Raw genomic sequence first — 12,392 nt, forward strand, 5'->3', positions numbered from 1 at the left:
GGGGGGAACAGCCATGAACAGCCAGATTGCGGCGCGGGGCGCATCGTTGTGCGCGAAGGGAAGAAGCCGGCACCGGTTGGCGCGAGGAGTCCTTGCGGTCGCCTGCGCCGCGACGTTGTTCTTGTGCGGATGCAGCCGTCCACCGGTTCCGGTGACGATGGCCACACCCGCCAACACGGCGAAGCCGGGGACACCATCGACCACGATGGTCGGGGTCGGGCAGACCTTCCGTAACGGCAGCTTCGAGGTGACCGTCACCGAGCTGACCACCGGCGTGAAGAAGTACGCGAAGGAGCTCGGCGTCGCCCCTCCGGTCGCCAGAAACGGTCAACTCATCGTCGTACGCATGAAGGCGAAGAACGTCGGCATGGCCCCGGCGCAGTTCGGCGGCGACTTCCATCGGATCGTCGACACCAGGGGACGGCGTTTCGGTCCGACCCAGGTCCGGGGCTTCGACTACCGGGCGCAACTCAATCCGGACCAGATGACCCATGGCGTCGTGATCTTCGACGTCGCGCCGACTGTCGCGCTCGCCCATGTGATCGTGCAGACCGACGACAACGCCGTGGGGCGGAAGGCAAGGACCTACGTCGCCGCGTCCAAACCCTGAACCGGCCCCACGACGTCGCCGCGTCGATCAACCGGTGGTCGTCGGGCGGGTCGGCGAAGACCGCCATCCGGCCGTAGGCCATGACGCTCATCGGCGCGGACAGGACGGTGCCACCGGCGGTCTCGACCGCTGTGCGTCTTTGCACGACGCAATCCTCGCGCTGCCCACCGACGGTCGTGGGCGATCGGAGAAACTCACCGGGAGTACGCCGGCACCCGGCTCAGCCGAGGATCGTCCGGGCGGCTCAGCCGAGGATTGCCCGCGCGATGACGAGGTAGATCGCGATGGACAACAGGTCCTGGACAACCGTCGCGAGCGGACCGGAGCCGAAGGCGGGGTCCCTGCCGAGCCGATGGAAGAGCCACGGCAACGCCATGGCCACCACAGTGGCGATCGAGCACGCGGCGAAGAGCGCGAGGGAGACGGCGAGCGAGACACCGACGTTGCCCCAGACCGCGACGGTCACCGGCAGGGTGAGCAGCGCCAACAGCAGGCCGACCAGCAGTCCCGTGACGAGTTCGCGGACGACGACCCGCCGGATCCCGACGCCGACCGAGAGCCCCCGGATGACCAGCGTCTCGGTCTGGGTGCCTACGGCGTCGGCCATGTAGACGACGCCAGGGACGAAGAACGCGAGCAGCACCTGCCGCTCCAGGTCCGCCTCGAAGCCGCCGATCAGCCCGGCCGCCGCCAGAGCACCCAGCAGACCGAGCAGCAGCCACGGCACGCGGTGCCAGAGCCGCAGGCGTACCCGCTCCTCGCTCGCGGCCCGTGCGGTGGCGGCCGACCTCAGGTACCCGCCGAGTCGGGCGAGGTCCTCGTCGTGTTCCTCGAGCAGGACGGCGAGCAGTCGTTGGGGTGGGATGAGCCCGCGAAACGTCCCGTCGGCGTCGACGACGGCCAGCCCCGACTCGCCCTGGCGGATGGCCGCCCACGCCGCGTGCTCCTGGTCGGTGTCCGGTGCGACGACGGGTGGCTGGCGGTCCGAGACGTCGAGGGCCCGCGCGTCAGGCGGCGCGACCAGGAGGCGTTCGATCGTCACAAGGCCCACCAACCGGCCCGACGTGCAGACCGCGATGACGGCCGCGCTGTCGAACCGCCGGCCCCGCAGCGCGTCGATCACGTCGGCTACCCGGTCCTCGGGCCCTGCCACCGGGATCTCGGTCGATGCGTGCTGGGCCGCGGTACCGAGGATCTGCCGCTCTGCCATGAGGTTCCTCCACGCTCCACGTACCCCGCCACGGATTGGACAGCATCGTCACGCTCTGCTATTCCTTGATACGGATCAGAGCTTTCGCGCACTGGAACCGGCTCCTTGTACCCTCCCCGTCCGACGACCACTAAGGTTTCGCCATGCGGAAGCAGAGCCGGCAAGGCACTCCGTCCCAGCCGTCCCCGTCCCAGCCGTCCCCGTCCCAGCCGTCCCCGTCCCAGCCGTCCCCGTCCCAGCCGTCCGGGGCGGTCCAGTCGGTCGAGCGTTCCCTCGAACTCCTCGAGCTCATGGCCGACGCCGCCGGGGAGGTCACCCTCAGCGAGCTGGCCAGCTCGTCCGGCCTGCCCGCACCCACGATCCACCGGCTGCTGCGGACCCTCATCGCTGGAGGATACGTACGCCAGGAGGAGTCCCGGAAGTACGCCCTGGGCCCGCGGCTGATCCGCCTCGGCGAGAGCGCGAGCCGGCTGCTCGGATCCTGGGCCCGGCCCTGCCTCGACGAGCTCATGCACGCCACCGGCGAGACCGCGAACCTCGCCCTGCTCGACGGCGACAAGGCCGTCTATGTCGCCCAGGTGCCGTCGCGCCACGCGATGCGGATGTTCACCGAGGTCGGCCGGCGCGTCGAGCTCTACTGCACCGGCGTCGGCAAGGCCCTGCTGGCCCAGATGCCGGACGACCGCGCCACCGCACTGCTGAAGCGGGCCGACCTGCAGCCCCGCACGCCGCGTACCCTCACCGATCACGCCGCCCTCCTCGCCCAGCTCGACACCATCCGCGGCCAGGGCTACGCCGTCGACGACGGCGAGCAGGAGGTCGGCGTCCGCTGCGTGGCGGTGACGGTCCCGGACACGCCGATCGCGACCGCGCTGTCCATCTCCGGTCCGGCCGCCCGGATCACCGACGAGGTGGTCGCGCACGTCGCGCCCGAGTTGCAGCAGGCGGCGGCCAGGCTCTCGGCCGAGCTCAGGTCCTGAGGCGGGTCACCACGACAGTGGCGATGCCGATCACCGCGACCGTGGGCATGCCGATCACCGCGACAACGGGATCCGCCAGTCGATCCTGGTGCCGGCGCCGAGCTCGCTATGCAGCTCGAAGCGCCCACCGTGGGACTCCGCCCGCTCCCGGAAGTTGCGGAGTCCGCCCTGATGGCGGGCCGTGTCGAAGCCCCGGCCGTCGTCGGCCACCTGCAGGACCACCTCGCCGTCGGCGACCTTGAGCACGACCGAGGCACTGCTCGCCTGGGCGTGCCGCGCGATGTTGGTCAACGCCTCGCGCAGGACGGCGAGCACCTGGACAGCCACCTCGTCCGTCACCGTCATGTCGACCGGCCCGTCGAAGCGGACGTTGGGCGAGAAGCCGAGCCCGTCCTGCGCGGCGGTCGCGAGGTCGAGAACCTGCCCACGCACGCTCGTCGAGCGCTGCCAACCGCCGTGGAGCGCGAAGATCGTCGTACGAAGGTCCTGGATGGCCCCGTCGAGCTCTCCGATCACCGTCTCGATCCGCTCCGCCACCTCAGGGCGGATGACCAGTGTGGCGGCGCTGTGCAGCATCATCTCGGCGGCGAAGACCCGCTGGATCACCATGTCGTGCAGGTCGCGGGCGATCCGGTCCCGGTCGTTCATGACCTCCTGGAGCGCCCGGGCCTCGGCGAGCTCAGCCTGCGTACGAAGCCGGTGGGAGATGTCGCGCGCCACCACGCTGAAGCCGATCAGGTCGAGGTTCTGCACCTCCCGCATCGCCGCGACGGCCACGCCCACGTCGATCGGGGTTCCCTCCCGATGCCGCCACCTGGTGTCGTACGCCTGCACACGCCGGCCAGCGCGTACGTGCCCTACCGCCGCATCGAACTGTGGCGGCGACTCGTCGGCGACCAGCACCTGCATCGAGTGCCCGACGATCTCGTCACTGCGATAGCCCAACAGGCGTTGCGCGCCGGGACTCCACGTCTGGATGGTCAGCTCCGGACCCAACGCGAGCATCGCGTCGTCGGACGACTGGACGATGGCCGCCAACCGCGCCTCGGCCTGGCGGGCGTCCTCCAGTTCGGCGTGGACGGCGATGAACCCCCGGTTGGTCTTCTGGAGCTCGTGGTTGAGTTCGGCGACCGACAGCTCGCGTTCGCGCATTCGCTCCTGGCAACGTCGAAGCGCGGCCCGCAGCTGGGTCAGTTCCGCATCGGCAGCCATGGGTCATCACCGCCGTCCGTGAGCCGCCGTCCGTGAGCCGCCGGCCATGAGCTCCTAGGCATGTACCGGGTTCCTCAGGTCGCGGACGACCAGGAGGGCGGCGTCGTCGTTGCCCTCGCTGTGGTCGCGCTCGACGATGGCGGCGATCAGCGCCGGGTCGTGTGCGAGCAGGGCGGGATACTCACCATCCTGGTCCCAGTGCGCCTTGATCCCGTCGGTGGCGAGCATCAGGGTGGCACCCGGCCTCCACTCGCCGGTCGCCACCTGCATGTCCGGCACCGGAATCTCGGTCCCGAGGACTCCGACCCGGCTGAGCAGCCGATGGCTGCCCTGGCCGCAGAAGACCCGCCCGTGGATGTTTCCCACGCCGACGTAGGTGAGTTCTCCGCTCTCCTGATCCAGTACGCAGAGGCCGAGGACGCCTCCCCTGGTGGAGAGCATGGCCTCGTGGACATGGCCGACGAAGCTCCGCGGATCGCGCATCGACCAGTGCTGGAACTCCGTCAACGCCACCTGAGTCGCGGCGGCCGCATGCTCGCCGTGGCCCAACCCGTCGACGACGAGGGCGACAAGCCGCTGGTCCACGCGGACGGCCCAGCCGTCTCCGGAGACGCCGGACCCACCCAGCGGGACGTTGACGCCGCCCCACTGCCAGGACGCGGTCCGGGTGGAGTCTGACGCGCCGAGCCGCGCGAGGATCGCGGTGCCAGCCGAGGTGGCGTACCAGTCGAAGTCGACCGAACGCCGGCGGACGGTGTTGAGTCCCGCGCCGAGGCCACGACTCCCGTCCCGGGACTCACGCGGGACAGACGGCCGTGGCGACTCCTGCGGGACTGGTCGTCCTGTCTCGCGGTTCGGGTCAGGCGGGACATCTCCCGCCCGCAGGCCCGGGCCGCCGTCGAGGGCGAGCAACTCGATCCCGTCGGTGAGCGCGCGGTAGAGGACGTAGCCACCCTGGTCGGTGTGCCGGAGGAGGTTCGTACCCAGCTCGGTCGCGACCAGATCCGCGTCGCCGTCACGAAGGGACGGCAGGTCGGCGGCCATCTCGGCAACCGTCCGGCGCAACGCACCGACGTCCTCTTCGACCTGGATCGGGTGCCGTTGGTGGACAGGGCTGTTCACGGGCGCCACGACCGATCACCGCCGCCACTTGACGATCTCGACAACGGTGCCCGAGCCCACCTCGGTGGTGATGGTCATCTCGTCGACCAGCCGCTTCGAGCCCGGCAGACCGATTCCCTGACTTCCGCTCGTACTGAAACCATCGACGAGAGCCTGGTCCACGTCCGGAATCCCCGGCCCTTCGTCGAAGAACGTCGCCTTCACCCCTTGCCGGCCCGACCTCGCGACGTCCTCCACCCGCACCCCACCGCGGGAACCGACCGCGTGGGTGAGGATGTTGCGGGCCAGCTCGCTGCCAGCGGTGATCAGCTTCGTCTCGTCGACCAGACCGAGTCCGACCCGCTGACATCTGGCGCGCAGGACCTGCCGCACCCGGATGAGGTCGGCCTCAGCAGAGATCGTCAGGGCGACCTGCGTCATGTCAGTCAGCTCGAGTGGCATTTCGGCGTAGCCGTCGCAACAGTGCGACGCCCTGCTCGGCGTTCAGTGCGGTGTCCAGATGACCCATCGGCACTCCCAGCTCGACCAGCGTGATCGCCACCGCTGGTTGGATTCCCACGACGGCGGCCTGGGACCCGAGGAGCCGGACCATGCCGATGAACCGGGCGATGACCCTTGCACTGAACGAATCGATGACGGACAACCCACTCACGTCGATCAGGATGCCCGTCACATGGGTACGTACGACCTCCCTGGTCAGCTGGTCCTCGATCGCGATCACAGTCGTGTCGTCAAGGTCACCTTGCAGGCTGACCAACAGCGTGTCCTCGATCCGCAGGATCGGTGCTGCCTCACTCACGTGGAGTCCCCCCGCCCAAGGTCTGACCAGAGCCGGCTGCGCCCGGCTGGTCGCGCAACACCTGCAACGCCAGCTGCAACGCGTCGCGCAACGTGTTACGGGAGCGCAACTGCCCCAGGTCCACACCAAGATTCACCATCGACTGGGCCACCTCGGCCCGCACGCCAGAAAGGATGCTGACGGTCCCCATCAGCGCAGCGGCCTGGACGGTCTTCAACAGGTGCTGGCCGACCTGGGTGTCGATCGTGGGTACGCCGCTCACTTCCAGGATGATGACCTCACCCTGGTTCTCGGCGATCTTCTCCAGCAGGTCCTCGGTCAGCCGGGCGGCCCGCTGCGAATCGAGGGTGCCGATGATCGGGAGGACGAGAACCTTGTCCCACACCTGGATCACCGGGGTCGACAGCTCGAGGATCTCGTCGCGTTGGCGTTGCAGTCGTACTTCCTGTTCACGGCGTTCGGTCTCGTCCCTGGTGACCTTCACAAAGCCGGTCACGTCGCCGTTCTCGTCCCGAATGGGCGCGAGAATCACACTCGCCCAGAACCTGCTGCCGCCCTTGCGTACCCGCCAGCCCTCGAACTCCACCCGTCCCGTGTCACGCGCGGTCTGCAACTCCCGCTGGGTCAGACCGGCCGCGTTGTCCTCTTCTGTGTAGAACATCGAGACCGGCTGCCCGAGGACTTCGTCCGCGGAATATCCCTGAACCGCCTCGGCGCCTGGATTCCAACTGGCGATATTGCCTGACACGTCCAACTTGATGATCTGATACTCAGTAATGGCATTGAGCATCGCTTCGAGTTCGCGGAGACGCTCATCCGGGTCTTGCGCACCGACCGGGAATGTTGGCATGAGCGGACCTCCCGTTATTCTCAATTTCCCGGTGGCTCGGACTCCTTCCCTCGACTACCCAAGGGAATGCACGTCTGCCTCTCGAGCCGTGGTTGCCATGATGCCACTGCCCACCGCACATGGGCAGCCGCGCGGCAGGGACGCGTGGGGTCCGGCGGGAGGTCGGCCCGATCTCAGCTGTCCGTTGTGGGCTTGACGGAAATAACGCAAGCCCACATATCAGGCGCTATGCAGCCATTCGGAAATCGTGGAGTGCGTGATATTGGACGACCGGTGCAATGCAAGATTGTGACCCGTGTCGGGGACCGTGAGAATGGTCAACGACGCGGCCCGAGGATAGAACGCCGCCTCGCTCTGCTGCACCGCCTGCCGGTCACGGCAGTCCAGCAGCAGGCCACAGAACAACGCGTCGTGCTCACCCACCATCACGAGGACGGGAACGCGCACCCTGCTCGTGGAGTTGAGCGCCGGCGGCAGCTTGTTGACCAGAGCGGACGTGGCGAGGGTGAGTTCGGTCGTGACGTCCTTGTGTGCCTCGTCGTAGGCGATGACCGCGGGATCCGCTGCGGGCGGGTGGAAGAACACGTCGTCGCGCGTGCCCGGCAATGTCGTGACCCAGCCGACGTCAGCGGTGTCCGCGGATACGACCGGGTCCAGCATGGCGGGATAGAAGTTCGTGAAGGTACGCAGCCCGCCGATACCGACACCTGTGCCGTGCAGCATTCCGGTGACGACCAGTCGGTCGATATCGCCGAACCGCGCCGCTTCCTCGATTCCGACCAGGCCGCCGATCGAATGCGTGACGACGTTGATGGTCGGATAGTCGGCACGCAACCCGCGAACAAGCTGGTGCAGGACGTAGGCGTCCGTGCCGACACTCACCCTTGTGCTCGGCGGCCTGCTGCTCTCCCCGACACCCAATCGGTCGTAGGCGAATGTCGCCCGACCGTCGGCCAGCGCGCTGCGTACGTACGAGTACTTCCCGTCGCCCTGCGGCCAGTTCCAGTAGGAGCGGTTGTAGCTGCCTCCGTGGACGAGGACATCCACCTGCCGGCCGGAGGCGGACCAGGTAGCGGGGACGCACAGCGTTCCGGAGATGGTCGCCGCGGGCGGCGCCCCTTCGGTCAACGCCACCGTGCGCTCGACGTCGCGACACGAGGAAGCCGCCTGCTCGGCACTAGCCGGTGTGGACACCAAGGCTGTGGCGACCGTGAAGCCGGCGGCAAGGACGCCTGCGACAGCACGCCGAAGAGCACCGCTGATGATCATGCGGGCACGATAGTGCACCCCGGCGATGCGGGACAGTACAGTGATCAACTGCCAGCCCCGAGCGGAGGGTTCCGTGATGAGTCAGACGCCGGCAACACCGCTGCCCTACCGACGCGGCGGCGCCAGCCCGTTCGATCCCGCACCGGAGATCGACCAGCTGCGCGCCGAGCAGCCCGTCAGCCGGATCCAGTTGCCGAGCGACGTCTCCGTGTGGTTCGTCACGCGGTACGCCGACGCCCGTCAGGTTCTCGGTGACGCCCGGTTCAGCAACGCCGCGACCCCACCATGGCTCCTGCGCCTGCCGATGGTGAAGGGCAGCGCCGAGGCGGCCCCGACCGAACCCGGCAGCTTCATCGGCTTCGACCCGCCCGCACACACGAAGTTCCGCCGGATCCTCGCCGGAGCGTTCACTGCCCGGAGGATGAACGAACTCCGTCCGAGGGTCACCGACATCGTGACCGAGCACCTCGACGGGATCGCCGGGTCCGCACCGCCGGTCGACCTCGTGTCGGCGTTCGCGTTCCCCGTGCCTGCACTCGTGATCTGCGAGCTTCTGGGCGTGCCCTACGCCGACCGCGAGGAGTTCCGCGACCGCAGCAACCTCATCCTTGACCTCTCCCAGCCACGGGAGCAGTTGTTGCTCGCCTTCAAGGACATGGCGATGTATCTCGCCGGCCGGGTCGCCGCCGAACGCCGCGCGCCGGGCGACGCGCTCCTCGGCCGGCTGGTCCGCGAGCACGGCGAGGATCTCTCCGATGCCGAGCTGGCCGGCATCGGCCGGCTGCTGCTGTTCGCCGGACACGAGACCACGGCCAACATGCTGGCACTCGGCACGTTGCTGTTGCTGCAGCATCCTGAGCAGGCGGCCAGCTTGCGGGACGACCCCGATGCTGCCGCGCCCGCGGTCGAGGAACTGCTGCGCTATCTCACGATCGCCCAGACCGCCGTCATCCGTACGGCCACCGAAGACCTGACGATCGGCGACCAGCAGGTCGAGGCCGGCGACTACGTCATGGTGTCGCTCCCGTCGGCCAACCGCGACGACGCGCTCTACTCAGATCCACACACGTTCGACCTCGCGCGGACTCCGCAGCCGCATGTGGCGTTCGGCCACGGCATCCACCACTGCCTCGGCGCACCCCTTGCGCGGATGGAGATGCAGATCGCGTTTCCGGCGCTGCTCCGCCGCTTCCCCACCCTGCGGCTGGCCGTGAACTTCGATGAGCTGAAGTTCCGTACGATGACCACGGTCTACGGCATACCCGAGCTTCCCGTGACGTGGTAGGTACCGCGCCCGCTCACGGCTTGCGGCCGACCGCGGCATAGAGGGCACGCGACGCGTCGTCGTCAGCGACCTCGGGATCCTCTGCCCCCCAGAGGCCGCCGAAGGTGACGTCCGGCTTCGCACCGTCATACGGCGGGACGATCTGCAGACCGGCGAAGAACCTCTCCACATCGGGCTTCGACCGCGGGTACACCTGCTCGTTGGCGTTCTGGTAGATGGCGGTGGCGCGTTCGACGGTGGCGGGGGCCTGCTTGTCGTAGGTCCCCTGGGAGAGCACGAGATAACTACCCGGCACCAACGCGTCGAGGTAGCGTCCCACGAGCTTCCAGGGGTCGAGCTCGTCGGCCACGAAGTGGATGACGGCGGTCATCAAGAGGCCGATGGGCTGGGCGAAGTCGAGTTGTGCCCGCACGTCGGGGTTGGCGAGGATGCCGTCCGGCTTGCGCAGGTCACCGTGGACGAAGCTCACCCGACCGGTGTCGCTCAGCAGACGGTGTGCCTGCTCGGCGACCTGCTCGTCGTTGTCGACGTAGACCACCCGGCAGGCCGGGTCGACCGCCTGCACGACGTCATGGGTGTTGTTCTGGGTGGGCAGCCCCGAGCCGATGTCGAGGAACTGCGTGATGCCTGCCTCCGCAGCCAGCCATCGTGCGGCCCGCTGGTGGAACCCGCGGTTGCACCATGCCCAGTCCTCCAGCTCGGGAAAGAGGGCCTTGATCTGCTCGGCGGCGAAGCGGTCCGCGGCGGAGTTGTCGGTACCGCCGAGGAGGTAGTCATAGACCCGCGCCACGCTCATGCGCGGGACTGCGGAGGCAGCTGCGGTATCACCGTCGTCATGCCGTGTGCCGTCGACACTCATCAGCGCTCCTCCGTCCCCGCGGTCGAACGCATTCTAGGACGTCGGCCATCGGCGTCCGGTTGCGCGGGTGACCGCCCCCGGTCGCCCGAACCCGGAAGGATCGGATGGATCGGATGATGACACGCGACCGCGCGGAGTCCCTGGTCGGTCCCGGCCACCGGCGCCAGCTCGGGGACCTCGGACCGGCACCGCTCGTCCGCCCGCCAACAGCGGGTGTGGAACCTGCATCCCGGTGGCGGATCCGCCGGACTGGGCGGGTCACCGGCGAGCCGGACCCGGGCGTACGACCCTCCGGCACGGGAAGCGCGCAGCGTCGGGTCAGGGATGGGAACGGCCGACAGCAACGCATGCGTGTAAGGGTGTGCGGGTGCCTCGAACACCCGGCCCGCGCTACCGAGTTCGGCGAGCCGGCCGAGATACATCACCGCGATCCGGTCCGCCACCACGCGCACCAGTGCGAGGTCGTGGGCGATGAAGACGAGTGCAAGGCCCAGTTGACGTTGCAGGTTTCGCAGCAGCCTCACGACCTGGGCCTGCACCGAGACGTCGAGGGACGACACCGGCTCGTCGCAGATCAACACCTCGGGTTCGAGGGCGAGTGCCCGGGCGATTCCGATCCGCTGGCGTTGACCACCCGAGAACTCGTACGCATATCTGGACAGCAGGCCCGGGTCCAGCCCCACGAGCGTGAGAAGCTCCGCCGCACGGACCCGGCGCGCCGTGCGATCACCGGCGAGCCCGTGCACGTCCAACGGCTCGGCGACGAGGTCGAGCACGCTCATGCGCGGGTCAAGAGAAAGGTACGGATCCTGGAACACCATCTGCACCTTGCGCGCCAACCCACGCCGGGCCCGGCCACGCACCCCCGTCACGTCGGTGCCACGGAAGAACACCTGCCCGGCATCAGGGCGTTCGAGCCCGACCAGCGTCCGCGCCAACGTCGACTTGCCGCACCCTGACTCGCCCACGATGCCGAGCGTCTCCCCCGCATGCAAGGTCAGGTTGACACCGGCGACCGCGCTGGTCCGGGGGCGGCGCGCGCCGACGAGCGGCAGTGACCGGCCGGAGGCGAACCCCTTGTGGAGATCGCGCGCCTCCAGCAATACCGGCTTCCGGTCAAGGGTCACCTCAGCCGCTCCCCTCCAGCTGGTCAGCACCGCCCGTCACGCCCGCGCCGCCCACCACGCCCGTCACGCCCGCGCGGCCGACCTCCTCGCGCCGGTGGCATGCGGACATGCGTACGTCCGAGCCGCCGACGGGCGCGAGATCGGGGCGGACCTCCGCACACACGTCGACCGCGTATCCGCACCGCGGCCGGAAGGCGCATCCCGACGGCAGCGCGAGCGGACTCGGCGGCGTACCAACGATCGGGTGCAGCTCGGCCGCGGGCCGGTCGATCCGCGGCACGGACCGGAGCAACGCCTCGGTGTAGGGGTGGCCGGGCGCAACGAAGATGTCCTCGACCGGCGCCGTCTCGACGATCCGCCCGGCGTACATCACCGCTACCCGGTCGGCGACCTCGGCGACGATGCCCATGTCGTGGGTGATGAGCAGGACCGCCGTGCCCATCTCGCCGCAGAGTTCGGCAAGGAGCTCCAGCACCTGCGCCTGCACCGTCACGTCGAGTGCCGTCGTCGGTTCGTCGGCGATGAGCAGCCGCGGTTGGAGCGCGATCGCCATCGCGACGAGCAGCCGTTGCCGCATGCCGCCGGAGAACTGGTGCGGATAGTCGTCGACGCGGCTGTCGGGTGCCGGGATCCCCACCCTGCGCAGCAGGTCGACCGACCGGGACCGCGCGACGCGACGGGATGTCCGTTCGTGGACGCGGAAGAGCTCGCCGATCTGATCGCCGACGCGCAACACCGGGTTCAGCGCCGACAAGGCGTCCTGGAAGACGAGCGTCATCTGCGGACCGCGCAACGCCCGCCGCTGGTCGACGGGTAACCGGAGCAGATCCGTGCCACCGAGCACCAGCCGGGTCGCCTCGACGTCGACCTCACGGCCGGCCAACAGGCCCATGACTGCACGCGCCGTCACCGACTTGCCTGAACCGGACTCGCCGAGCAGCGCCAGCGTCTCACCGGGTGCGATCGCGAAGGACACCTCGTCGGCGGCGGTGAGCACGCGGTCGTCAGTGCGGAAACGCACCGAGAGGCCGACGACTTCGAGGACCGCATCCCCACCCGCGTGCGGCAT

The 12,392-nt window shown here is 68.9% G+C and carries 13 protein-coding genes; 3 read left to right on the forward strand and 10 right to left on the reverse strand.

Features of this window, described 5'->3' with window-relative positions:
* Positions 1-13: 13 nt before the first annotated feature.
* A complete protein-coding gene (locus ABNF93_RS02475; protein ID WP_349325837.1) occupies positions 14-610 on the forward strand; it encodes a DUF4352 domain-containing protein in 597 nt (198 codons plus the stop codon).
* Between the two features lie 244 nt (positions 611-854).
* On the opposite strand, the gene ABNF93_RS02480 is transcribed toward ABNF93_RS02475, so the two are convergent.
* Positions 855-1,820, reverse strand: coding sequence for a magnesium transporter (locus ABNF93_RS02480; RefSeq protein WP_349325838.1), 966 nt, complete (start codon positions 1,818-1,820; stop codon positions 855-857).
* Positions 1,821-1,963: 143 nt separating this feature from the next.
* Between ABNF93_RS02480 and ABNF93_RS02485 the strand changes: the two genes are divergently transcribed.
* Positions 1,964-2,800 (forward strand): IclR family transcriptional regulator, encoded by an 837-nt coding sequence (locus tag ABNF93_RS02485; RefSeq protein WP_349325839.1) that lies wholly within the window; start codon positions 1,964-1,966, stop codon positions 2,798-2,800.
* Between the two features lie 54 nt (positions 2,801-2,854).
* Here the strand turns inward: ABNF93_RS02485 and ABNF93_RS02490 are convergent, their stop codons facing one another.
* The 6 genes from ABNF93_RS02490 to ABNF93_RS02515 form a co-directional block, all read right to left on the reverse strand.
* Positions 2,855-4,012, reverse strand: coding sequence for a PAS domain-containing sensor histidine kinase (locus tag ABNF93_RS02490; RefSeq protein ID WP_349325840.1), 1,158 nt, complete (start codon positions 4,010-4,012; stop codon positions 2,855-2,857).
* 54 nt (positions 4,013-4,066) lie between these two features.
* The gene (locus ABNF93_RS02495) at positions 4,067-5,143 is read right to left on the reverse strand and encodes a SpoIIE family protein phosphatase (RefSeq protein ID WP_349325841.1); all 1,077 of its coding nucleotides are present in this window, start codon (positions 5,141-5,143) and stop codon (positions 4,067-4,069) included.
* Positions 5,144-5,149: 6 nt separating this feature from the next.
* Entirely contained in the window at positions 5,150-5,554 is a 405-nt protein-coding gene (locus tag ABNF93_RS02500) for an anti-sigma regulatory factor (protein WP_349325842.1), read from the reverse strand.
* 1 nt (position 5,555) lies between these two features.
* Positions 5,556-5,933, reverse strand: coding sequence for an STAS domain-containing protein (locus ABNF93_RS02505; protein ID WP_349325843.1), 378 nt, complete (start codon positions 5,931-5,933; stop codon positions 5,556-5,558).
* Positions 5,926-6,783, reverse strand: coding sequence for a PAS domain S-box protein (locus ABNF93_RS02510; protein ID WP_349325844.1), 858 nt, complete (start codon positions 6,781-6,783; stop codon positions 5,926-5,928). Before ABNF93_RS02510 ends, ABNF93_RS02505 begins: the two co-directional genes overlap by 8 nt.
* A 219-nt stretch (positions 6,784-7,002) precedes the next feature.
* Positions 7,003-8,052, reverse strand: coding sequence for an alpha/beta hydrolase (locus ABNF93_RS02515; protein ID WP_349325845.1), 1,050 nt, complete (start codon positions 8,050-8,052; stop codon positions 7,003-7,005).
* Positions 8,053-8,128: 76 nt separating this feature from the next.
* Here ABNF93_RS02515 and ABNF93_RS02520 point away from each other — a divergent pair, with 76 nt between their 5' ends.
* Entirely contained in the window at positions 8,129-9,337 is a 1,209-nt protein-coding gene (locus ABNF93_RS02520; protein ID WP_349325846.1) for a cytochrome P450, read from the forward strand.
* Positions 9,338-9,350: 13 nt separating this feature from the next.
* Here the strand turns inward: ABNF93_RS02520 and ABNF93_RS02525 are convergent, their stop codons facing one another.
* From ABNF93_RS02525 to ABNF93_RS02535, 3 genes are read right to left on the reverse strand one after another with little or no spacing between them, the layout of a single operon-like run.
* Complete coding sequence (locus tag ABNF93_RS02525) at positions 9,351-10,196, reverse strand: SAM-dependent methyltransferase (protein ID WP_349325847.1); 846 nt, start codon at positions 10,194-10,196, stop codon at positions 9,351-9,353.
* Entirely contained in the window at positions 10,196-11,323 is a 1,128-nt protein-coding gene (locus ABNF93_RS02530) for an ABC transporter ATP-binding protein (RefSeq protein WP_502877520.1), read from the reverse strand. The genes ABNF93_RS02525 and ABNF93_RS02530 overlap by 1 nt, the downstream gene beginning before the upstream one ends.
* 1 nt (position 11,324) lies before the next feature.
* Complete coding sequence (locus tag ABNF93_RS02535; RefSeq protein WP_349325848.1) at positions 11,325-12,392, reverse strand: ABC transporter ATP-binding protein; 1,068 nt, start codon at positions 12,390-12,392, stop codon at positions 11,325-11,327.

Origin of the sequence: Actinopolymorpha sp. B9G3 (genome assembly GCF_040120725.1) — a bacterium.
Taxonomy (GTDB): domain Bacteria; phylum Actinomycetota; class Actinomycetes; order Propionibacteriales; family Actinopolymorphaceae; genus Thermasporomyces.